The 21,706-nt window shown below is 72.9% G+C and carries 22 protein-coding genes; 13 read left to right on the top strand and 9 right to left on the bottom strand.

The features are described 5' to 3' along the window. Positions 1 to 85: 85 nt before the first annotated feature. The 4 genes from ACQZ2A_RS15205 to rsrA all read left to right on the top strand — a co-directional run bounded on the left by ACQZ2A_RS15205 (position 86) and on the right by rsrA (position 2,568). Positions 86 to 916 (top strand): SOS response-associated peptidase, encoded by an 831-nt coding sequence (locus ACQZ2A_RS15205; protein ID WP_430212730.1) that lies wholly within the window; start codon positions 86 to 88, stop codon positions 914 to 916. Continuing rightward, positions 913 to 1,542 (top strand): alpha/beta hydrolase family protein, encoded by a 630-nt coding sequence (locus tag ACQZ2A_RS15200; protein WP_430212728.1) that lies wholly within the window; start codon positions 913 to 915, stop codon positions 1,540 to 1,542. Before ACQZ2A_RS15205 ends, ACQZ2A_RS15200 begins: the two co-directional genes overlap by 4 nt. A 112-nt stretch (positions 1,543 to 1,654) precedes the next feature. Beyond that, positions 1,655 to 2,290, top strand: coding sequence for a sigma-70 family RNA polymerase sigma factor (locus ACQZ2A_RS15195; protein ID WP_430212725.1), 636 nt, complete (start codon positions 1,655 to 1,657; stop codon positions 2,288 to 2,290). Further along, entirely contained in the window at positions 2,290 to 2,568 is a 279-nt protein-coding gene (gene rsrA / locus ACQZ2A_RS15190; RefSeq protein ID WP_430212722.1) for a mycothiol system anti-sigma-R factor, read from the top strand. Before ACQZ2A_RS15195 ends, rsrA begins: the two co-directional genes overlap by 1 nt. A gap of 94 nt (positions 2,569 to 2,662) precedes the next feature. Here rsrA and ACQZ2A_RS15185 read toward each other — a convergent pair whose 3' ends face one another. After that, positions 2,663 to 2,737, bottom strand: coding sequence for a 50S ribosomal protein bL37 (locus ACQZ2A_RS15185; RefSeq protein ID WP_009775747.1), 75 nt, complete (start codon positions 2,735 to 2,737; stop codon positions 2,663 to 2,665). A gap of 318 nt (positions 2,738 to 3,055) precedes the next feature. Here ACQZ2A_RS15185 and ACQZ2A_RS15180 point away from each other — a divergent pair, with 318 nt between their 5' ends. The 4 genes from ACQZ2A_RS15180 (at position 3,056) to ACQZ2A_RS15165 (ending at position 8,664) form a co-directional block, all read left to right on the top strand. Continuing rightward, positions 3,056 to 4,303 carry an HD-GYP domain-containing protein gene (locus ACQZ2A_RS15180; protein ID WP_430212720.1) on the top strand — a complete coding sequence of 416 codons (1,248 nt, stop codon included), beginning with the start codon at positions 3,056 to 3,058 and terminating at the stop codon, positions 4,301 to 4,303. Beyond that, positions 4,300 to 5,631 carry an HD-GYP domain-containing protein gene (locus ACQZ2A_RS15175; protein ID WP_430212717.1) on the top strand — a complete coding sequence of 444 codons (1,332 nt, stop codon included), beginning with the start codon at positions 4,300 to 4,302 and terminating at the stop codon, positions 5,629 to 5,631. The genes ACQZ2A_RS15180 and ACQZ2A_RS15175 overlap by 4 nt, the downstream gene beginning before the upstream one ends. A 36-nt stretch (positions 5,632 to 5,667) precedes the next feature. Next, positions 5,668 to 6,822, top strand: a complete 1,155-nt coding sequence (manA, locus tag ACQZ2A_RS15170; RefSeq protein WP_430212714.1) for a mannose-6-phosphate isomerase, class I — start codon at positions 5,668 to 5,670, stop codon at positions 6,820 to 6,822. Between the two features lie 135 nt (positions 6,823 to 6,957). After that, positions 6,958 to 8,664: an HNH endonuclease signature motif containing protein gene (locus ACQZ2A_RS15165; RefSeq protein ID WP_430212712.1), complete on the top strand. Its 1,707-nt coding sequence runs from the start codon at positions 6,958 to 6,960 to the stop codon at positions 8,662 to 8,664. 111 nt (positions 8,665 to 8,775) lie between these two features. Here the strand turns inward: ACQZ2A_RS15165 and sodN are convergent, their stop codons facing one another. Beyond that, positions 8,776 to 9,171, bottom strand: a complete 396-nt coding sequence (gene sodN, locus ACQZ2A_RS15160; RefSeq protein WP_430212709.1) for a superoxide dismutase, Ni — start codon at positions 9,169 to 9,171, stop codon at positions 8,776 to 8,778. Positions 9,172 to 9,213: 42 nt separating this feature from the next. Continuing rightward, positions 9,214 to 9,543 (bottom strand): S24 family peptidase, encoded by a 330-nt coding sequence (locus tag ACQZ2A_RS15155; protein ID WP_430212707.1) that lies wholly within the window; start codon positions 9,541 to 9,543, stop codon positions 9,214 to 9,216. Between the two features lie 204 nt (positions 9,544 to 9,747). Here ACQZ2A_RS15155 and ACQZ2A_RS15150 point away from each other — a divergent pair, with 204 nt between their 5' ends. Then, on the top strand, positions 9,748 to 10,941 hold the full coding sequence (locus ACQZ2A_RS15150) for an NAD(P)-dependent malic enzyme (RefSeq protein WP_430212705.1): 1,194 nt from the start codon (positions 9,748 to 9,750) through the stop codon (positions 10,939 to 10,941). 13 nt (positions 10,942 to 10,954) lie between these two features. Next, the gene (locus tag ACQZ2A_RS15145) at positions 10,955 to 11,578 is read left to right on the top strand and encodes a hypothetical protein (RefSeq protein WP_430212703.1); all 624 of its coding nucleotides are present in this window, start codon (positions 10,955 to 10,957) and stop codon (positions 11,576 to 11,578) included. Here ACQZ2A_RS15145 and ACQZ2A_RS15140 read toward each other — a convergent pair. After that, on the bottom strand, positions 11,563 to 12,171 hold the full coding sequence (locus ACQZ2A_RS15140) for a dTDP-4-dehydrorhamnose 3,5-epimerase family protein (RefSeq protein WP_430212701.1): 609 nt from the start codon (positions 12,169 to 12,171) through the stop codon (positions 11,563 to 11,565). The two genes, ACQZ2A_RS15145 and ACQZ2A_RS15140, sit on opposite strands and share 16 nt — an antisense overlap. Further along, complete coding sequence (gene rfbA / locus ACQZ2A_RS15135; protein ID WP_430212699.1) at positions 12,171 to 13,049, bottom strand: glucose-1-phosphate thymidylyltransferase RfbA; 879 nt, start codon at positions 13,047 to 13,049, stop codon at positions 12,171 to 12,173. Before rfbA ends, ACQZ2A_RS15140 begins: the two co-directional genes overlap by 1 nt. Before the next feature lie 53 nt (positions 13,050 to 13,102). Here rfbA and rfbB point away from each other — a divergent pair, with 53 nt between their 5' ends. Genes rfbB through ACQZ2A_RS15120 form a run of 3 tightly spaced genes read left to right on the top strand, consistent with a single transcriptional unit; the run spans position 13,103 to position 15,948 of the window. Further along, entirely contained in the window at positions 13,103 to 14,110 is a 1,008-nt protein-coding gene (gene rfbB, locus ACQZ2A_RS15130) for a dTDP-glucose 4,6-dehydratase (RefSeq protein WP_430212697.1), read from the top strand. After that, a complete protein-coding gene (gene rfbD / locus ACQZ2A_RS15125; protein ID WP_430212695.1) occupies positions 14,110 to 14,970 on the top strand; it encodes a dTDP-4-dehydrorhamnose reductase in 861 nt (286 codons plus the stop codon). Before rfbB ends, rfbD begins: the two co-directional genes overlap by 1 nt. A gap of 9 nt (positions 14,971 to 14,979) precedes the next feature. Next, the gene (locus ACQZ2A_RS15120) at positions 14,980 to 15,948 is read left to right on the top strand and encodes a zinc-binding dehydrogenase (RefSeq protein WP_430212692.1); all 969 of its coding nucleotides are present in this window, start codon (positions 14,980 to 14,982) and stop codon (positions 15,946 to 15,948) included. On the opposite strand, the gene mmuM is transcribed toward ACQZ2A_RS15120, so the two are convergent. From mmuM to ACQZ2A_RS15100, 4 genes are read right to left on the bottom strand one after another with little or no spacing between them, the layout of a single operon-like run. Continuing rightward, on the bottom strand, positions 15,938 to 16,804 hold the full coding sequence (gene mmuM / locus ACQZ2A_RS15115; RefSeq protein ID WP_430212690.1) for a homocysteine S-methyltransferase: 867 nt from the start codon (positions 16,802 to 16,804) through the stop codon (positions 15,938 to 15,940). The genes ACQZ2A_RS15120 and mmuM overlap by 11 nt on opposite strands. Positions 16,805 to 16,827: 23 nt before the next feature. Next, positions 16,828 to 17,502, bottom strand: a complete 675-nt coding sequence (locus ACQZ2A_RS15110; protein ID WP_430212688.1) for a GDSL-type esterase/lipase family protein — start codon at positions 17,500 to 17,502, stop codon at positions 16,828 to 16,830. Between the two features lie 8 nt (positions 17,503 to 17,510). Then, complete coding sequence (locus tag ACQZ2A_RS15105) at positions 17,511 to 17,687, bottom strand: DUF6104 family protein (RefSeq protein WP_204131145.1); 177 nt, start codon at positions 17,685 to 17,687, stop codon at positions 17,511 to 17,513. 26 nt (positions 17,688 to 17,713) lie between these two features. After that, complete coding sequence (locus ACQZ2A_RS15100; RefSeq protein ID WP_430212684.1) at positions 17,714 to 21,550, bottom strand: multifunctional oxoglutarate decarboxylase/oxoglutarate dehydrogenase thiamine pyrophosphate-binding subunit/dihydrolipoyllysine-residue succinyltransferase subunit; 3,837 nt, start codon at positions 21,548 to 21,550, stop codon at positions 17,714 to 17,716. Positions 21,551 to 21,706 lie beyond the last annotated feature (156 nt).

Genomic DNA, 21,706 nt, shown 5'->3' with positions numbered 1-21,706 from the left:
GGTACCTCCGGGTCGGGGTCTCTGCTGGTCAGGACCTCCCTGCCTACCGTAGTTGCTCGCGGTGGCCCTGCGTAGCCTGAGCACCATGTGTGGGCGCTACGCCGCGACGGCCAACCCGGACGAGCTCGTCCTCGAGTTCGAGGTCGAGGAGGACCGCACGGCCGAGCCGGCGCGCAGCGTCCTCGTCAACCCCCAGGACCCGCCGCCCGGCACGCCCGACCACAACATGGCGCCGACCAAGCAGGCACCGGTCGTCCTGGCGCGGGCGCCGCGCGAGGACCGTGACGCCGAGCCGACCCGGCAGCTGCGGCTGCTCACGTGGGGCCTCGTGCCGAGCTGGAGCAAGGACGCCAAGGGCGGGGTGCGCATGATCAACGCCCGCGTCGAGTCGGTGCGCGAGAAGCCGGCGTTCGCCCGCGCCCTGGCCGCCCGGCGCTGCCTCGTCCCGGCCCGCGGGTGGTTCGAGTGGCAGGCCTCCCCGACGGCCCTCGATGCCAAGGGCAAGCCCCGCAAGCAGCCGTTCTTCACCGAGCGGGCCGACGGCGCGAGCGTCGCGATGGCCGGCCTCTACGAGTTCTGGCGCGACCGCGCCGCCGACCCCGACGACCCGCTCGCCTGGCTGACCACCTTCACCGTCATCACGGGTGAGGCCGAGCCGGGGCTGGACCGCATCCACGAGCGGCAGCCTCTGGTCCTCGAGCGCGAGGACTGGGAGCGGTGGCTGGACCCGCACGCGGGCGCGGAGGAGGTCGCGGACCTGCTCGCGCCGCACGCCCCCGGTCGCTTCACCGCCCACCCGGTGTCTCGTGCGGTGAACGGCAGCCGGGCCAACGGGCCGCAGCTGCTCGACCCCGTGCCGGTGGAGGAGCTCGTGGGGGTCGTCGACCCGATGACCGGCGAGGTCCTCGGCGGATGAGCGAGGTCGAGCGGCTCGTCGACACCCCGCACGGCCCGGCGCGCACGACGACGACCTCGCCCGTGGGTGACGCCGCGGGGACGCTGGTCCTCGGCCACGGCGCGGGCGGGCTGCGGTGGACCCTCGACGTGCTCGCCGTCCGCGACATGGTGGTGGGGGCCGGCTGGCGGGTGGTGCTTGTCGACCAGCCGTGGCGCGTGGCCGAGCGCCGGCTCGGGCCGCGGCCGCCGGTCCTCGACGAGGCGTGGCTGCCGGTGCTCTCGGACGTCGTCGGTCGCAGCGGGGGAGGGCGGCTGGTGACCGGCGGTCGGAGCGCGGGGGCGCGGGTGGCCTGCCGGACCGCCGAGGCGGTGGGGGCGGACGCCGTGCTGTGCCTCTCGTTCCCGCTGCACCCGCCGGGGAAGCCGGAGGCCTCGCGGGCGCCCGAGCTGGCCCAGCCGGGGGCAGTGGGCATCCCGGTCCACGTCGTCCAGGGCAGCACCGACCCGTTCGGGACGCCTGCCGAGGTGGAGGCGGTGCTGCCGCCGCATGTGACGCTCGACGTCGTGCCGGGGCCGCACTCGCTGGGGCGGGTCGCGGACCGCGTGGCCGCTGCGGTGCTGCGGCGGCTTGCCCCCGGGGAATGAGACGCCACGCCCGGGGCGTTCACCTGCACGTCCCGACCCTCGACCGAAGGCGCTGCTCGTGTTCGTCCTCGACACCTCGTCCCGTCCGCGGGCCCGGCTAGGCTGGGAGGCGATGACCACCCCACCCACGCCCCTCGAGACCACCCCGGACTCCGAGGTCGACGTCGCCACCGAGACCACCGCCGAGCGTCAGGCCCGGTTCGAGCGCGAGGCCCTCCCGCTCATCGACCAGCTGTACGCCGCCGCGATGCGCACCACGCGCAACCCGGCCGACGCCGAGGACCTCCTCCAGGAGACCTACGCCAAGGCCTACGCCGCGTTCCACCAGTACCGGCCGGGCACGAACCTCAAGGCGTGGATGTACCGCATCCTCACCAACACGTACATCAACACGTACCGCAAGAAGCAGCGCGAGCCCCAGCAGTCGGACGCCTCGGACGTCGAGGACTACCAGCTGGCGCGGGCCGAGTCGCACACCTCCGCCGGGCTGAAGTCCGCCGAGGCGCAGGCGCTCGAGCACCTCCCCGACAACGAGGTGACCCGGGCGCTCCAGGAGCTCCCCGAGGACTTCCGCATGGCCGTCTACCTCGCCGACGTCGAGGGCTTCGCGTACAAGGAGATCGCCGAGATCATGGGCACCCCCATCGGCACCGTGATGTCGCGCCTGCACCGTGGCCGCCGCCAGCTGCGCTCGCTGCTCACCGGGTACGCGCGCGAGCGCGGCCTCGTCGCGGCGGAGGAGGAGTGATGGGTCAGCACACCGAGCACCAGCACGAGGGCCACACGGACTGTTCCGAGGTCCTCCACCACATCTACGAGTACCTCGACGGCGAGATGAGCCCCGACGAGGTCAAGCGCGTCGCCACGCACCTCGCCGAGTGCCGCCCGTGCCTCGCGGAGCACGATCTCGACGCCGCGGTGAAGGCGGTCGTCAAGCGCTCGTGCAGCGAGGCGCGCACCCCGGAGGCGATCCGCCTCCAGGTGGTCCAGCGGATCACCACGGTGCGCCTCGACCTCGAGGACTGAGCCGGAACGGGGCCTTTTCATCCCCTGACCGGAGAGCGACACACGGAGGCCCCGTGGTGCAGGTGCACCACGGGGCCTCCGTCGTCAGGCCGGCTCAGGCGTTGGGCTTACGGCCGTGGTTGGCCTTGTTGCCCTTGCGGGAGCGGCGCTTGCGGGCACGCTTGCTCATGTGATCCTCCTCGCGGTCGTGCTCCCGGAATCACGACACGGGAGGCACTTGGTGTCCGTGTGATTGTCGCACACCGCACCGCATGGAAGAATTCGCCCTGTCCGCAGCCGCCCCGGAGAGCCAAGGCCGCGGACATCTCACCCTCTGGAAGGAAATCTCATGCGCACCATTCGTACTCTCGCTGCTGCCGCTCTCCTCGCCGCTCTCGTCACGGTGGGGGCCACTTCCGCGTCCGCAGCCCCTCAGGACCTGAAGTCGACCAGCACCGCCCAGCTGGGTTGGGGCTACGGCGGCTGACCCCGTCGGTCAGTGACGCCGGTGAGGAACCGTCGAGAGGGGGGTGGCGCGAGCGCGACGACCTTCTACCTCGCAGTAGTCGTCGTCGCCGCCGTCGTCCTCGCCGCGGTTGCGACCCGGGTCCGGCCCATCTCGGCCGGTCCGGATCTCATCGCCGTCCTCGCCCTCGCGCTGCTCGCGGTCGCCTACCCCCGTGTGGTGGTGGGCGACCGCGTGCAGCTGGCGATCTCGAGCATCGTCATGCTCGCCGCCCAGGCCGTGGTCGGTCCGGCGGCCGTCGCCCTCGTGGGGGCGGTCGTCGGGCCGTTCCAGGGCAGCACGTGGCAGGGCCGGGTGTTCAACTCGGCGCAGTTCTCCTTCTTCGGCTGCCTCGGTGGTCTGGCCTTCCTCGGAGCCGGGGGCAGCCTGGACCCGGCCGACCTGAGCGGGGTGGGCGCGGTCGTCGTGCACCTCGCCATCCCGATGATCGTCGCTGACGTCGTCCAGGTGCTGGCCAACGCGGTCCTCCTCTCCGGCATGCTGCGCGTCGCCATGGGTATCCCCGTTCGCCTCCAGATCGGGCTTCTCCTGCGCAGCACGGGCGCCGCCGCCCTCGGCTACGGCGTCATCGCCTTCATCCTCGTCGTCCTCTGGATCCCCGCCCAGCTCGGCCCCTTCGCCGCTCTCATGGTCCTCGCTCCGTTGCTCGTGGCGCACTGGGCGTACAGCCAGCACGCGGAGGAGGTGCAGGGACAGCAGCGGGTGCTCGAGGTCCTCGTGGCTGCGGTCGAAGCGAAAGCGCCGCACCTCGTCGGCCACAGCGCGCGCGTCGCCGAGCTCAGCGGCCACATGGCCGAACGCCTCGGCCTGACTCCCCAGCAGGTGGCCGACACCCGGATGGCGGGCATGCTCCACGACGTCGGCCAGACGAGCCTCCCCACCCGAGTCGTGCGCGAGCTCGACCTCACCGGCTCGGTCATCGGTGCCGACTACCCCGCGGCCGGCGCCGACCTCCTGGGAGACCTCACCTTCCTCCACGGGGCCCTCGCACCCATCCGCGACCACCGGACGACGCCCACGACGACGAGTGAGGACTCGCTCCCGACCCGGATCGTGGCGGTCGCGGATTCCTGGGACCTCCTGACCCAGGTGGGCGCGCCTGGGCAGCGGCTGCACGCACCCGCCGAGGCCCGCGAGGCCCTGGCCGCTCGGCCGAGTATCGGTGATGACCTCCTACGGGCCCTCGACCACGCGTTGTCCCGCAACCCGGCCGACGAGGCGGTGTCGTGACGCCGTTCGTCCGTCGGCCACAGGCGCTGGGGTCCTGGGCGGTCGTCCTCGTCGGGGTGCTCGCCGTCACCACAGGTCTCCTGGGGGCCGGCAACCTCCTGCCGACGCTCGTGCGGACCCATGGGCACACCCTTCTCCTGGTGGTCGCGATCGTCGCGGTCGGCGAGCTCCTGCGCATCCGGATGCCGAGTGGTCGCGAGACCGCGCCGCTGTCCTCGGCGGCGGCCCTCGCGGTGGTCTTCCTCGGGAGGATCCAGGGAGAGCCGACGTTCGCCCTCGAGTCCGGGCTCGTCGTGCTCGTCGTCGCCGCCGGACTGGCAGGTGCCGCGGTCGTCCGCCGTCTCCGGCACGAGCGGGTCGGGGCGCCGGCCCTCGCCGCACGGGTGGTCGGGGTCTGGGTCGCGGCCGGCCTCGCACGCGGGCTCGGCCCCTCCGACGGCACCCTGTGGGCGGCCCAGCTGGACAGCACGGCCAGCCAGGCACTCGTGGCGCTCGGGATGGTGGCCGTGGCCGTCGTCGGGCTGCTCACCGAGCTGGTGCTCGTCGCCGGGATCCGGGCCGAGCAGCAGCGCACACCATGGCTCGCGGCCGTGCGCGACGAGGTCGGGGAAGCGGCTCCCCTCACCCTGGCCGTCGTCGTGACCGGGCCGATGGTCGCTCTCCTGGCGCCGGTCCTCGGGCTGCTGTCGCTGCCCGTGGCCCTCGTGCCGCTGGCGATGGCCTACTCGGCCGTCCGCCAGTACGCCCGCAACCGCGAGACCAACCGCCAGCTGATCGGGACGCTGTCGCACCTCACCGAGCACGGTGGGTACACCCCGGTGCACCATGCCGAGAGGGTCGCGGAGCTGTCGCTGCGCGTCGGCCGCGTGCTGGGTCTCGGCGACCGGCAGCTGCGGAGCCTCGAGTACGCGGCCCTGCTGCACGACCTCGGGCAGATCTCGCTGCTCGATCCCATCCCCGACGGCGCGACGGTGCTCGCCGCACCGGCGGACCAGCGCGACATCGCCGAGGAGGGAGCACGCATCATCCGGAGGGCCGAGACGCTCGACGACGTCGCGCGCTTCGTCGAGACCCAGACCACGGCCTACCGGCTGGTGCGCGAGCTGGGAGAGCCGGTGCCTCTGGAGAGCCGCATCATCAAGTGCGCCAACGCCTTCGACGACCTGACGTCCGGCTCGTCCGACCCGGTGCTCGTCAATGCGGCGATGGAACGCATCCACCTCGGCCTGGGGTACGAGTACGACCCCGATGTCGTCGACGCCCTGACCCGCGTCGTCGAGGACGCCACCGTCGGCCGGGTCGACGACCGCTCGTCGGCCGCCCGATAGAGTGCCGTACCCCGCCTCGCCGACCCGAAGGACCCCGTGGACCGCCTGACGCCCGTCGTGTTCAACGACGCCTGGGGTTCGCACGTGGCCATCGCGAGCCTGCAGGGGCGCAGCATCCCGGCGGCCGAGCCGGAGTCCGAGCTGTGGATGGGCGCCCACGAGAGCGGACCGGCCGGCACCGACCGTCCCGAGGGTTCCGACCTCGCAGCCGTCGTGGCCGCCGACCCGGCCCGCGAGCTCGGGGCGGCGTGCGTCGAGCGACACGGCGAGCGGCTGCCCTTCCTCCTCAAGGTGCTGGCGCCCGGGCGGGCCATCTCGATCCAGGCGCACCCGAGTGCGGAGCAGGCCCGGACGCTGCGGGAGAGCACGGGTGACGCCGTGTACGTCGACGACTCGGCCAAGCCCGAGCTGCTCCTGGCCATCGCCCCCTTCGAGGTCTTCGTCGGGATGCGCGACGCCGAGGAGGTCGCGGCCATCGCGACTCGCCTCGACGTGCCGGCCCTCAGCCGGGCCGTCGAGGGGGCTCGCGGTGCCGATGACCCGGCGCACGCGGTGCTCGCAGCGGTGCTCGCGACGCCGGCCGCCGAGGTGGCCGCGTTCACCCGCGAGGTCGTCGTCGGGTGCGTGCGGCTCTCCGAGGACGACGACGAGATCGGTTCCGCCGCAGCGGCCGTCGTGGCGGTGGCCGAGGAGCACCCGGACGACATCGGGCTGGTCGTGTTGCTGCTCATGCACCACCGCGTGCTCCGACCGGGGGAGTACATCGACGTCGCGGCCGGCGTGCTGCACTCGTACGTCCGGGGGCTCGGCATCGAGGTGCTCGCCAACTCGGACAACGTGGTTCGCGCGGGTCTGACCTCGAAGGAGGTCAACGTCCCCGAGCTGCTGCGCATCGTCGACCCGTCGGCCGACGGCGTCGCCGGCAGGGGAGTGGCGCTCGCCGAGGGCGTGGAGTCCTACCCGAGCGCGTCCGACCGCTTCCTGCTGCACCGGGTCGTGCCTGGTCGCGAGCTGCCGGGCGGCGCCGGGCCCCGACTGGTCTTCTGCCTGCGCGGGGACGTGCGGCTGGGCTCGGCGCGCGGTGAGCTGCGGCTCGGCGACGTGGAGTCGGCCTTCCTCCCGGCGGACGAGGGTGCTGTGCACCTCGAGGGTCGGGGCGAGGTCTACGTCGTCACCGTCCCCGGTCTCTGACCCGTTCTCGTCGACGCTCAGCGTCTATTACGGACACCTGTAACCTCCTGCGTCACAGCGGTTTTGGGTCCTGTTGCCTCTTCTCTTTCGAACGCCTGTCCGGTAGGATCGGGGGTACGAGGGGAGGGGGAGCCGATGACCACCACGACAAGTCCGCAGGAGGTCCTGGCCGTTGCCGACCAGGCGCTCGGCGTGCTGTCGGGCCTTCCCTCGCGGGCGGTGGCCGGTGCCTCGCGCGAGGAGTGGTGTGCTGCCCTGGCGGCCCTGCAACAGGTCGTGGACGTGGCGACCGCGGTGCAGGACGAGACGATCGTGGCGGTGGCGGCGCTGGAGCCGCAGTGGGCCGAGGACGGCACGCTGGTGGAGGTCCGTGAGCCGTTCGGGCACGTCGCGCTCGATGCCCCGGCGATCGTGTCGGGGGTGCTGAACGTGTCCGCGGTGCACGCCGAGCGGCGGGTGCGGGATGCGGTGCGTCGGGCTGCGGACGGTGCGGAGGGGTCGGCGTCGTGCACCGGGCTGGGTGGGCTGCACGCCGCGATGCGCCAGGGCCGGTTGGACGGGTACCCGGCGCAGGTGGTGGCGTACGAGCTGGAGGAGGTCCCCGCCCCGGTGGCCGAGACGGTGGTGGCCTCGCTGCAGGAGTGGTTCGAGGTCGAGGACGGTAGCCACCTGCGCCGGCGGACCCGGCGGCTGCTGGCGAGGATCAGCCCGGACCTGCTGCGCCAGCGGGCGGTCCGGGCGCGGGAGGCCTCCGGGTTGCGGCGGTGGGTCGACGAGCCCGGGGTCGACACGTGGCTGGGCACGTTCCCGTCGGAGGAGGCGTGCACCGCGTGGGCCGCGATCGACGCCCTGGCCCAGCAGTACGTCGCCGACGGGGTCTGCCCGCGGATCGACCGGGCCCGGGCCAAGGCCCTGACCGACCTCGTCACCGGCAACGCCACCATCGACGTCCAGGTCGTCCTGACCACCCCGGCCGACCCCGGCGCCGCCCCCGCATCCGCCGAGGACGGCAGGGTCATCGGCCTGGCGGTCACCGCCGACGACCTGTCCGACGGCGCGGCCGCCGGGTTCGCGATCACTGCCGCGGACCCGTCCGAGAACGCGGCTGCCGAGGTCGCCGGCCGGGCGGCCACCGACCTCGTCCAGGTCGACACGGGCCGCGCCGGTGAGCCGCTGCTCGTCGAGCGCGGCTGGCTCGACCGCGCTGTCGCCGCCACCGCCGTCACCGGGCGCGACCGGCTCGGCCGGCCGCGGATCCTGCCCTGCGACAACGGCACCGGCGCACCCGTCGACCCCGACGAGGACCTCACCACCAGCGCCTACCGGCCCAGCCCACGCCTCGCCGCGTTCGTCCGGGCCCGGGACCGGCACTGCCGCTTCCCCGGCTGCACCGTCGCCGCCCGCTACTGCGACCTCGACCACGTCAGACCGTTCCCGGCCGGCCCGACCAGCGCCGCGAACCTGGCTTGCCTGTGCCGGCGCCACCACCGCATCAAGCAACGCCCCGGCTGGCGAGCCGTCCTCCACCCCGACGCCACGATGACCTGGACCGACCCCACCGGACGCACCCGCACCAGCCATCCGCCCGACCAGCTCCACCCGATCGCCCTCCCCGACGCCGGGACCGACCCACCCCCGCCGGAACCCGGCAACCCCTCCTTGGCGCTGCCCGACGGACCCCACTCCACACTCGAGCACCACCTCGAACACACCGACCCCGCCGGCACGTGGACCTGCCGCGTCCACATCACCCGACCCCGCACCCCGATGACCCTCGACGCCCTCCCGAGACACGCGCGCCGGCGACCACGGCTCCGGCAGGACGACCGACCGCCGTTCTGACGCATCGTGGGAGCGCTTCCCGGGTGAAGCGCGGTCTCGTTGCCCGGCACCACACACGACGACGGCGGGTGCCCCATGGAGACACCCGCCGTCGGCGAGGAGCGTTGTGGCTCAGGCCTTCTTGGTCTCCTTGAAGATCGCGTCGATCTCGTCGATCTTCGCGAGCAGCTCGTCGGCCTTGGCGGCGTCGAACTCGCCCTTGGTGCCCGAGGCGCCCGCCAGCTTCGTCGCCTCGTTGACGAGGGTGTGCAGCTGGGGGAACTTCTCGAAGTGCGGGGGCTTGAAGTAGTCGGTCCAGAGCACCCAGAGGTGGTGCTTGACGAGCTCAGAGCGCTGCTCCTTGATGATCGTCGCGCGGACGCGGAAGTCGGGGTCGTCGTTGTCCGCGACCTTGGCGATGATCGCCTTGACCGACTCGGCCTCGATGCGGGCCTGGGCGGGGTCGTAGACACCGCACGGGAGGTCGCAGTGGGCCGAGACCTCGGTGATGCGGAACAGGGACAGCATGTGTCACTCCTCGGGGGTGCGGGCGAAGCGGTCCTCCTCAACCTACCCCAGCGCCCGCCACACGCGGCCCGCGACCACCGCCACGACGTCCTCGCTGGTCAGGGACCCGACGTCGAAGCTCGTGACCCCCTCGGCGGGGTTGTCCGAGTCCACCCACCAGCGGTCCGGGGCGTCCGGGTCCGGCCCGGTGAGGCGCTTGACGGACAGCGGCCGCGGCCGGCCCGCGGCATCGGGCGGGAGCCGCACGACGTGCGCCCGCCCCGGGCGCGGACGCATCCCGCGGACGACGAGCAGGATGTCGCCGTCGCGGTAGGTCGGGAGCATCGAGCGCCCGCGGACCCGCACGAGGGCGGGCGCACGTCGCAGGGGCACGCGCCCGATCGTGCCACCCGCGCGACGTGCGTCACACCGCGACCCGGGCGCACGGCCACGGCGCTGTGCCATGATGAGGCCTTCCGGCGGACACCCCCGCCCCGCGTGAACCGAGTGACACCCTTCCTCGGTCCGCCCCGCACCACCCCTTCCTCACGCACGCCGCGTCGTCGGCGTCGCCCCGTCGTCCCCCGAGGAGACATCGTGTCCGCGTCCCCCGTCCTGCCGTCCTTCGACCCCGAGAGCCCGGTGTTCCGCGCTCACGAGGGCGGGAAGCTGGGCGTACACGCGACGCAACCGCTGCGGGGCCGGGAGGACCTCTCCCTCCTCTACACGCCGGGCGTGGCCGAGGTCTCGCTCGCGATCGCCGCCGACCCCACCCTCTCCACCCGCTACACGGCGCGCGGCAACACGGTGGCGGTCATCAGCGACGGCACCGCCGTGCTCGGACTCGGCGACATCGGACCGCTCGGTGCCATGCCGGTGATGGAGGGAAAGGCGGTGCTGTTCAAGCACTTCGCCGACATCGATGCGGTCCCGGTCGTCATGGAGACCGGCACCGTCGAGGAGCTGGTCGAGGCCATCGTCCGGATCGCGCCGAGCTACGGCGGCATCAACCTCGAGGACATCTCCGCGCCCCGGTGCTTCGACATCGAGGAGCAGCTGAAGGACCGTCTCGACATCCCCGTCTTCCACGACGACCAGCACGGCACCGCCATCGTCGTCCTCGCCGGCCTGCACAACGCCGTCCGCGTCCTCGACCGGCGGCTCGAGGACCTGCGCGTCGTCGTCGCCGGGGCCGGGGCGGCCGGCGTCGCCGTGACCCGCCTGCTCCAGAGGGCCGGCGTGCGCGACGTCGTCGTCTGCGACTCCCGCGGCGTGATCCACCCCTCGCGCCAGGACCTCTCGGGCCACAAGAAGCTGCTCGCGGCCTCGACCAACCCGCGTGGCCTCGCGGGCACCCTGGCCACCGCTCTCGACGGCGCCGACTGCTACGTCGGGGTGTCCGGCGGCACCGTGCCCGAGGAGCAGGTGGCCTCGATGGCGCCCGGTGGCATCGTCTTCGCGCTGGCCAACCCCACCCCCGAGGTGCACCCGGACGTCGCGCACCGCCACGCGGCGGTCGTGGCCACGGGGCGCTCGGACTTCCCGAACCAGATCAACAACGTCCTCGCCTTCCCCGGCATCTTCCGGGGAGCCCTGGACGCCGGCGCGACCCGCATCACCGAGGCGATGAAGCTGGCCGCGGCGCGGGCGATCGCCGACATGGTGCCCGAGCCGACGGCTGAGTGCATCGTGCCCTCGGTGTTCGAGCCGGGGGTGGCCGACGCCGTGGCCGACGCGGTCCGGCGACTGGCCCCCACGGCGTCCGGCAGGGTGTCGCGCGGCGGTGACTAGGCTGGCGGTCGCCATGACCGTCGACCCCGCCGCCCCCTCGACCGCTCCCGCACCGGTGCGGCTGCTCACCGTGTGCACGGGCAACGTCTGCCGCTCGCCGTACGCCGCGGCGCTGCTTGCGGACGGGCTGGGCTGGGCGCGACCCGGTGTCTTCGAGGTGTCGAGCGCCGGTACGCACGCCCTCGTCGGCCGTCCGGTCGACCCCGGCTCGCGGACGCTCCTGGAGGCCAAGGAGGTCGGCGTACCCTCCGCCCTCGCCCGGACGGTCTCGCCACAGCTGCTCACCGAGCAGGCGCTCGTGCTGGTGATGTCGCCGACGCACCGCGAGGTCGTCCTGGAGGAGGCCCCCGCCGTCGTGCGCCGGACCATCGGCCTGCTCGACCTCGCCGCGGCGCTGCGCGAGGTCGGGGAGTCCTACGACTGGCCGGACCTGCTCGCCGACGTCGGGGCCAAGGAGGTGCGGGCCCGGTGGCGCGCCCTGCCCGAGGTGCTCGGTGCCCTGCGGGCCCTCCCGGAGCGCGTCACCCGCGTCGAGGACCCCTACGGGCGGGACGCGGCCGCGTTCGGGCGGATGGCCGACCAGCTCGACTCCGCGGTGCGCGGGATCGTGCGCTGGGAGGCTCAGTTCCGCCGCTGAGCGAGCTCGTCGGCGAACGCGCGGCAGGCCTCCGCAGTGGGCAGCAGGCCGGTGTCGCGCGCCTCGAGCAGCGAGGGGGCCGCGGCGTCCTTCGGGGAGAGCAGCGGCTCGATGCCCGCCGGCAGCTCGAGGCCGATCGCCGGGTCGAGCGGGTGCACGCCGTGCTCGCCGGTGGGGTTGTAGGCGGCCGTGCACAGGTACATCGCGGTGGTGTCGTCCTCGAGCGCGCAGAACGCGTGGCCCAGCCCTTCGGAGAGCCAGACCGCACGACGGTCGACGGCGTCGAGGGTCACGGCCTCCCACTGCCCGAACGTCGGAGACCCCACCCGGATGTCGACGACGTAGTCGACGAGCGAGCCGGTGAGGGCGGTGACGTACTTGCCCTGGCCGGGCGGGACGTCGGCGAAGTGGACACCGCGCACCGTGCCGCGCGCGGAGACCGAGATGTTGGTCTGGACGACGTCGGGGCGGTGGCCGAGGTGCTCGGCCAGCCGGTCGCCGCGGAAGGACTCGAGGAAGACGCCGCGGTCGTCGGGGAACTGGCGGGGCGTGACGACGAACGCGCCGTCGATGCCGAGCGGGCGGATCTCCATCAGCGCGAACCCCGCCCACGCGCCAAGCAGCTGTGCAGGTAGGCGCCGTAGCCGGACTTGGCCAGCTCGTCGCCGAGGCTCCGGAACGTGTCGTCGTCGATCCAGCCTGCGCGCCAGGCGATCTCCTCGACGCAGCCGATCTTGTGGCCCTGGCGAGCCTCGACGACGTGGACGAACTGGCTGGCGTCCATCAGCCCCTCGAAGGTGCCGGTGTCGAGCCAGGCGGTGCCGCGCGGGAGGACGGTGACGGTGAGGTCGCCGCGCTGCAGGTAGGCGTCGTTGACCGCGGTGATCTCGAGCTCGCCGCGCGCGCTGGGCGTGAGGGTGCGGGCGATCTCGACGACGTCGTTGTCGTAGAAGTACAGCCCCGGGACCGCGAAGTCGCTCTTCGGCTGCTGCGGCTTCTCCTCGATGGACAGGACCGTGCCGTCGTCGGCGAACTCGACGACGCCGTAGGCCGTGGGCTCGGCGACGTGGTAGGCGAAGATGTGCCCGCCGCGGACGTCGGTGAGCCGGCGCAGCGCCGTCCCGAGCCCGCTGCCGTGGAAGATGTTGTCGCCGAGGACGAGGGCGACCGAGTCCTCGCCGATGAAGTCGGCGCCGATGACGAACGCCTGGGCCAGGCCCTCGGGCTTCGGCTGCACCGCGTAGCTCAGCTCGATGCCCCAGCGGGAGCCGTCGCCGAGCAGCCGGCGGAACTGGTCGGCGTCCTCCGGGGTGGTGATCACGAGGATCTCGCGGATGCCGGCCATCATCAGCGTCGACAGCGGGTAGTAGATCATCGGCTTGTCGTAGATCGGCATGAGCTGCTTGGAGATGCCCAGGGTGATGGGGTGCAGCCGCGTGCCGGACCCTCCGGCGAGGACGATGCCCTTCATGGGGCCCGAGCGTATCGGTCGGGCCTTCCGGGGCGCACAGTAGCCTTGCGCGCATGAAGGTTCTCGTCACCGGAGGAGCCGGCTTCATCGGCAGCAACTTCGTGCACCGCACGCTCGCCACGCGTCCCGGGACGGAGGTGACCGTCCTCGACGCCCTGACCTACGCCGGGTCGCTGTCCTCGCTCGACGGCGTGCGCGACCGGGTGGAGTTCGTCGAGGGCGACGTCGCCGACGAGTCGGTCGTCGAGCCCCTCGTCGCCGCCGCCGACGTCGTCGTCCACTTCGCCGCCGAGTCGCACAACGACAACTCCCTCGCCGACCCGAGCCCCTTCATCCGCACGAACATCGTCGGCACCTTCACCCTCCTCGAGGCCGCGCGCCGGCACGACGTGCGCTACCACCACGTCTCCACCGACGAGGTCTACGGCGACCTCGAGCTGGACGACCCGAAGAAGTTCACCGAGGACACCCCCTACACCCCGAGCTCGCCCTACTCCGCGAGCAAGGCGGGCTCGGACCACCTCGTCCGGGCCTGGGTGCGCTCCTTCGGCCTGCGGGCCACGATCTCGAACTGCTCGAACAACTACGGCCCGCGCCAGCACGTCGAGAAGTTCATCCCGCGCCAGATCACCAACCTCATCGACGGCGTGCGACCCAAGCTCTACGGCGACGGCCTGAACGTCCGCGACTGGATCCACGTCGACGACCACAACGACGCCGTCTGGACCATCGTCGAGAAGGGCGCGGCGGGGGAGACCTACCTCATCGGTGCTGACGGCGAGGTGAACAACCGCGACGTCGTGCGGATGGTCCTCGAGCTGATGGGGCGCGACCCCGACGACTACGACCACGTCACCGACCGCGCCGGCCACGACCGCCGCTACGCCATCGAGGCCGGCAAGCTGCGCCAGGAGCTCGGCTGGACGCCGCGCTACGACACCTTCCGCGACGGCCTCGCCGCGACCATCGAGTGGTACCGCGACAACGAGGCGTGGTGGCGTCCGCAGAAGGACGCCACCGAGGCGAAGTACGCCCGCACGCAACAGGTCCTGAGCCGCTGATGGCGCGCTGGCTGGTCGTCGGCGCCGCCGGGATGCTCGGCACCGACCTCGTCGAGGTGCTGCGCGCCCACGGGCACGAGGTCGAGGGCCTGGACCTGCCCGCGATCGACGTCCTCGACCCCGCGTCGTGCGCGGACGCCGTCGCGGGCTCCGACGTCGTCGTCAACTGCGCCGCGTACACGGCCGTCGACGCGGCCGAGACCGACGAGGCGACGGCCTTCGCCGTCAACGCCGTCGGGGCCGCGAACCTCGCCCGGGCGGTGGCGGCCGGTGAGGGGTCGCTCGTGCACGTCTCCACGGACTACGTCGTCGCGGGGGAGGGGAGCACGCCGTGGCCCGCCGACTCCGTCGTCGCGCCGGCCTCCGCCTACGGGCGGACCAAGGCGGCCGGTGAGTGGGCCGTGCGCGCCGAGTGTCCCCGCACCTGGGTGGTCCGCACCGCGTGGCTCTACGGGGTGCACGGGAAGAGCATCCCCTCCACCGTCGCCCGCCTCGCCCGCGAGCGCGACACCTTCGGGTTCGTCGCCGACCAGGTCGGCCAGCCGACGTGGACGGTCGACCTCGCCGAGGGCATCGTCCGCATCGTCGACGCGGGTGCGCCGCACGGGATCTGGCACGGCACGAACGCCGGCGAGACCTCGTGGCACGGCCTGGCGCAGGCGGTCCTCGAGGAGCTGGGGATGGACCCCGCCCGCGTGTCGCCCATCGCGACCTCCGACTACCCGGCGCCCGCGCCGCGGCCCGCCTACAGCGTCCTGGACCACGGGATGTGGGCGGCGGCGGGCATCGAGCCGTTGCCGCACTGGCGTGACGCACTGCACCGTGCCGCGCCCGTCCTCTTCGAGGAGCACGCCGGTTAGGGTCGGGGGATGCTCGCCGCCTTCGCGAAGTCCCAGTCCGCCGACGACCCGCTGAGCGGTCTCGAGGTCGCCGAGCGCCCCGACCCGGTCGCGCCCGACGGCTGGACGACGGTCCGCCTGCGCACCGCGGCGCTCAACCACCACGACGTCTGGTCGCTGCGGGGCGTCGGGCTCCCCGCCGACCGCCTGCCCATGGTGCTCGGCTGCGACGGCGCCGGCGTGACCGAGGACGGTGACGAGGTGCTGGTCCACTCGGTCATCGCCTCGCCGGGGTGGACCGGTGACGAGACCCTCGACCCGCGGCGCAGCCTGCTGTCCGAGGTCCACGACGGCACGCTCGCCGAGGTCGTCGCCGTGCCTCGGCAGAACCTCGTCCCCAAGCCGGCCGAGCTGTCGTGGGAGCACGCCGCCTGCCTGCCCACCGCCTGGCTGACCGCCTACCGGATGCTCTTCACGAACGCCGGCGTGCAGCCCGGCGCCACCGTCCTCGTCCAGGGCGCCGCCGGCGGCGTGGCCACGGCTGCCGTCCAGCTCGGGTCGGCGGCGGGCCTGCGGGTCTGGGTGACCAGCCGTGACGAGGCCAAGGGCGAGGCCGCCGTCGCACTCGGCGCCGACCGCGCGTTCGGGTCGGGCGAGCGCCTGCCCGAGCGTGTCGACGCCGTCCTGGAGACGGTCGGCGCCGCCACCTGGTCGCACAGCATCAACAGCCTGCGCCCGGGCGGGACGGTCGTCATCTCCGGCGCCACCTCGGGCGACGCCCCGGCCAAGGCCGAGCTGACCAAGATCTTCTTCAAGCAGCTGCGCGTCGTCGGCTCCACGATGGGCAGCCGCGACGAGCTCGAGCGGCTCGCCCGCTTCGTCGTCGACCGCGGCATCGAGCCCCTCGTCGACTCCACGATGCCGCTGGCCGACGCCCGCGACGGGTTCGCCCGGATGGTCGAGGGTCAGGTCACCGGCAAGGTCGTCTTCACGGTCTGAGAGCCGCCGCCACCGCCGCGACCCCCGCCGCCGAGGTGCCGCAGCACCCACCGACCAGCCGTGCCCCGCGCTCGACCCAGCCACGCACGGCGCCCTCCGAGAACACCGGAGTGCCGGCGTCGGTCCACGTCTTGCCCTCCGGGTCGTAGGCCGCCCCGCTGTTGGGGTACACGACGAAGGGCCCGGGCCCGGGGGCCGACTCGAGGAGCTCGTCGACGAGGGTCGGGGCGGTGCAGTTCAGCCCGGTCGCGATGCAGTCGGCACCACCGATGGTTACGGCCTCGGCGAAGGGGGCACCCCCGGCGAGCCGGCCACCCGGACCGGCGGTGAACGAGAGCCAGTGCGGCACACCGGGAGCCATCTCGGCGAGCAGCTCGACGAGGACCTCGCCCTCCGCGAGCTCGGGCAGGGTCTCGCAGGCGACGAGGTCGGGGCCCGCGGCCAGCAGCGGCTCGAGGCGCCGGGCGTGGAACTCCCGCAGAGCGGCCCGCTCGACCTCCGGGTACCCGGTGTACTCCGAGCCGTCGGCGCGGTGCGCGCCGTACGGCCCGACCGAGGCCGCCACGAGCGCCCGTCCACCGGCCGCCTCGCGCGCGAGCCGGACGGAGGCCGCGAGGTCGGTGTCGCAGTTCGTCTCGGTGCGTCCCGCGGCGAGGTAGCCGGCGTGCGACATCTGGTACGACGCGGAGATGACCACCTGCGCCCCGGCGTCGACGAACGCGCGGTGGGCGGCCACCACCTCCTCCGGCTGCTCGCGGACGAGGCGTGCAGACCACAACGAGGTCGACAGGTCGTGCCCGCGCTCCTCGAGGGCCGTGGACAGCCCGCCGTCGAGGACGACCGGCCCGGCATCCATCAGGGAACGAACCGGGCTGTCGCTCAACCGATCTGGAGCCACTCGGTCCACCCGTTGTGCAGCACCAGCCAGGCGATGAGCCCGTAGCCGGCCTGCCCCGGGTGGTTCCGCACACCCGACGCGGCGAGGTCGGTGCGCCACTGGTCGTGGCCGAGCAGCGGGGCGTAGCAGTCGACGAAGGGGACGCCGCGGCGGGCGCAGACGTCGGCCTGGGCGTCGACGAGCACCTCGAGCCGGGCGTTCATCTCGTCGTCGTCCGACGGCGGGGGGCTGACGACGAAGGTGGCGACACCCTGGCTGGCGGCGTCGTCGAGGAGGTTGGCGAGGTTGAGACGGTGCCGCGCGAGGGTGACCCCCCGGGCGATGTCGTTGCCGCCGCAGGAGATGACCAGCCGGCGCTCGGTGCGCCCGGCCCAGCGGCGCGGGACCTCGGAGGCCCAGCGCTCGAGCAGCTCGGCGGAGGTGTCACCGCGCACGCCGAGGTTGTAGGCGGTGACGGTGACCTCGGGGTGGTGCGTGCGGCCGACGACGCGCGTCACCCAGCCCTGGCCCTTGGGGTCGCCGACGCCGGCGACCAGCGAGGCCCCGAGGAAGACGAGCGCGAGGTCGCGCGGGCCGTCGGGGACGACGACCGCCTCCGCGCTGGGGCGGAACTCGATCGAGGACGTCGTGTCGTCCCCGGTCTGCTCGTCGGCCATGGCCTCCCTCACTCGTCCTCGTCGTCCAGGCGCGCCAGCCAGGTGGCCAGCCGCTCCACGGGTACCTCGAACTCCGGGTTGAGGTCGACGAACGTCCTCAGCTGCTCGGCGAGCCAGTCGAGGGTGACCTCCTCGTCCCCCCGCCGCGCCTGGAGCTCCTCGATCCCGCGGTCGGTGAAGTACACGCCGCGAGCCTACCGGCGGCCCCGCCTCACCTGTCGAAGGCGCGGGCGACGAGGTCGGCCTGCTCCGCCTGGTGCTGCTTGGTGGAGCCGGCGGCCGGCGAGGCCGACGGCGGCCGGGAGACGACGCGCAGGCGACGCTCCTCGCCGTGGGCGGCCAGCGACTCGGGGAGGTTGAGCGCCAGGAACGGCCAGCCGCCCTGGTTCTGCGGCTCGTCCTGGACGATCACGACCTCGGCCTCCGGGTAGTCCGAGAGGGCCTTGGCCAGCTCGGCACCGGGCAGCGGGTAGTACTGCTCGAGCCGGAGGATGGCGGTCGAGGTGTCCTTGCGCTTCTCGCGCTCGGCCTCGAGGTCGTAGACGACCTTGCCCGCAGCGATCAGGACGCGGTCGACCGTGCCCTCGGTGGCGCCGGCGCGGTCGGGGAGCACCGGGCGGAAGGTGCCGGTGGTGAAGTCCTCGGCGGCGCTGGCCGCGGCCTTGAGGCGGAGCATCGACTTCGGGGTGAAGACGATGAGCGGCTTGCGCGGACGGGCGTAGGCCTGCCGGCGCAGCAGGTGGAAGTACGACGCCGGCGTCGAGGGGTAGGCGACGGTCATGTTGCCCTCGGCGCACATCGTGAGGAAGCGCTCGATGCGGGCCGAGGAGTGGTCCGGGCCCTGGCCCTCGTAGCCGTGGGGGAGGAGCAGGACGACCGACGAGCGCTGGCCCCACTTCTGCTCGCTGGCGACGATGAACTCGTCGATGATCGTCTGCGCTCCGTTGAAGAAGTCGCCGAACTGCGCCTCCCAGAGCACGAGGGCGTCGGGGCGCTCGACGGAGTACCCGTACTCGAAGCCCATCGCCGCGAACTCGGAGAGCAGGCTGTCGTAGACCCAGAACTTGGCCTGGCCCTGGCCGAGGTAGAGCAGCGGGGTCCACTCGGACGCGTTCTGCTTGTCGATGAGGACCGCGTGCCGCTGCACGAAGGTGCCGCGGCGGCTGTCCTGCCCGGCGAGCCGCACCGGCGTGCCCTCGATGAGGAGGGAGCCGAAGGCGAGCAGCTCGGCGGTGCCCCAGTCGACGCCGCCGTCGCGGGTGCTGGCCGCGCGCTTGTCGAGCATCTGGCGCAGCTTGGGGTGGACCGTGAAGCCGTCCGGCGGGGTCACGAAGGCGTCGCCGATGTGGTGCAGCGTCTCGGTGCTGATCGCGGTGTCGGTGGCGGAGTGCGTGGTGCGGTCGGCGAACGGCGCCTGCGCGGCCGGGGGCTCGAGCCCGGAGCCGCCGTCGCGGCGGCCGGACTCGGCGTCGGACTCGGCCGACTTCAGCGCCGCCTTGGTCTCGACGAAGACCCGCTCGAGCTGCTGCTGGTAGTCGCGCAGCGCGGCCTCGGCGTCGTCGACGGTGATGTCACCGCGACCGATGAGCGCCTCGGTGTACAGCTTGCGGACGCTGCGCTTGGCCTCGATGAGGTTGTACATCAGCGGCTGGGTCATCGAGGGGTCGTCGCCCTCGTTGTGACCGCGGCGGCGGTAGCAGACCATGTCGATGACGACGTCCTTGTGGAACTCCTTGCGGAACTCGTAGGCGAGCTCGGCGACGCGCACGCACGCCTCCGGGTCGTCGCCGTTCACGTGGAAGATCGGGGCCTGGATCATCCGCGCGACGTCGGTGGAGTACGTCGAGGAGCGCGAGCTGCTCGGGGAGGTCGTGAACCCGACCTGGTTGTTGATGACGACGTGCACGGTTCCGCCGGTGCGGTACCCGCGCAGCTGCGAGAGGTTGAGCGTCTCCGCGACCACGCCCTGCCCCGCGAACGCGGCGTCGCCGTGCATCAGCACGGGCAGGACCGTGAAGTCCTCGCCGGCGAGGTTGAGGCGGTCCTGCTTGGCGCGCACGATGCCCTCGAGCACCGGGTTGACGGCTTCCAGGTGCGAGGGGTTGGCCGCGAGGTAGACCTTCGTCGTCGCGCCGGACTCGGCGGTGAACTCGCCCTCGGTGCCGAGGTGGTACTTGACGTCACCGGAGCCCTGGACCGACTTGGGGTCCTGCTTGCCCTCGAACTCGCGGAAGATCTGGCCGTAGGACTTGCCGGCGATGTTGGCCAGCACGTTCAGCCGGCCGCGGTGCGGCATGCCGATGCAGACCTCGTCGAGCTCGTCCTCGGCGGCGCGGGAGAGGATGCGGTCCATCAGTGCGATGACGGACTCGCCGCCCTCGAGCGAGAAGCGCTTCTGCCCGACGAACTTGGTCTGGAGGAAGGTCTCGAAGGCCTCGGCGGCGTTGAGGCGGCGCAGGATCCGCAGCTGCTCCTCGCGCGTGGTCTTCGCGTAGCCGACCTCGATCTTGGCCTGGATCCAGCGGCGCTGCTCGGGGTCCTGGATGTGCATGTACTCGACGCCGATGGTGCGGCAGTAGGAGTCGCGCAGCACGCCGAGGATCTTGCGCAGCTTGAGGAACGGGTGCCCGCCGAACCCGCCGGTCGCGAAGGAGCGGTCGAGGTCCCACAGCGTGAGGCCGTGGTTGGTGATGTCGAGGTCCGGGTGGCGCCGCTGCTTGTACTCGAGCGGGTCGGTGTCGGCCATGAGGTGCCCGCGCACGCGGTAGGCGTGGATGAGCTCCTGGACGCGCGCGACCTTGTTGATGTCCTCGTCGTGCGTGGCCGAGACGTCCTGCACCCAGCGGATCGGCTCGTAGGGGATGCGCAGGCTCTCGAAGATCTCGTCGTAGAAGCCCTGCTCGCCGAGGAGCAGGCCGTGGACGATGCGCAGGAAGTCGCCGGACTGGGCGCCCTGGATGATCCGGTGGTCGTAGGTGCTGGTCAGCGTGAGGATCTTGCTGACGGCGTTGCGGTCGAGGGTCTCGGCGCTGGCGCCCTGCCACTCGGCGGGGTACTCCATCGCCCCGACGCCGATGATCGCGCCCTGGCCGGCCATGAGGCGCGGCACCGAGTGCACGGTGCCGATGGTGCCGGGGTTGGTGAGCGAGATCGAGGTGCCCTGGAAGTCCTCGACGGTCAGCTTGCCGCCGCGGGCCTTCTTGACGACGTCCTCGTAGGCGGTCCAGAAGTGCGCGAAGTCCATCGTCTCGGCGGCCTTGATCGACGGCACCAGCAGCTGGCGGGTGCCGTCGGGCTTGGCGAGGTCGATGGCCAGGCCGAGGTTGACGTGGGCCGGCGTGACGAGCACCGGCTTGCCCTTCTCGTCGTGCCCGAAGCCGTTGTTCATCTCCGGCATCACGGCGAGGGCCTTGACGAGGGCGTAGCCGATGACGTGCGTGAAGCTGACCTTGCCGCCGCGGCTGCGCGCGAGGTGGTTGTTGATGACGATCCGGTTGTCCACGAGCAGCTTCGCGGGGACGGCGCGCACCGAGGTGGCGGTGGGGACCTCGAGGGAGGCCTCCATGTTCGTCACGACGCGGGCGCCGGCGCCGCGGATCGGCTGGCGGGTGGACTCCTCGAGGGGGCCGGACTGCTTGGGGGCCTGGGGCTCGCGGGGGGTGGGCGCGGCGGCCTTGGCCTCGGCCGCCTTCTCCTCGGTCGGCTTCGCGGGCGCCGGCTCGCTCTTGGCCTCGGGCGTCTTCGGCGCGGCCGCCTTCGTCTCGGGCGCGGGCTCCTTGGGCGCGGGCTGGGCCTTCGGGGCCGGCGTCTCCGGCTGGGCCGCCTTCTCGGTGGCGGGGGGAGCGGAACCGCCGTTGCTCGACCCGTTGCCGGAGGAGCTCGACGGTGCGTGCTGCCCCTCACCCGGCACGTAGTCCTCGAAGAAGCTCCACCACGCCTTGTCGACGCTGTTCTTGTCCCGCGTGTACTGCTCGAACAGCTCGTCGACCAGCCACTCGTTGGGTCCGAAGGCGGTCAGGGGGTCGCTGGACGGGGACTGCTCGGCCACGGGCTATGCGCCTCTTTCGTCGGCTCGTCTGGGGGCGTCGTGGGGGTTGACGTCCAGCCTATTACGCGCAGGTTGCGCCCGCGTCACCGCACGCCGAGTGGTCCCGAACGCGCGGGGGGGGGGGGGGGGGGGGGGGGGGGGGGGGGGGGGGGGGGG

Source organism: Phycicoccus avicenniae, assembly GCF_050496545.1.
GTDB classification, from domain to species: Bacteria; Actinomycetota; Actinomycetes; order Actinomycetales; family Dermatophilaceae; genus Phycicoccus; species Phycicoccus avicenniae_A.
Note: the sequence above shows the minus strand (reverse complement) of the source record. Positions and strands in the feature narration are given on the sequence as shown.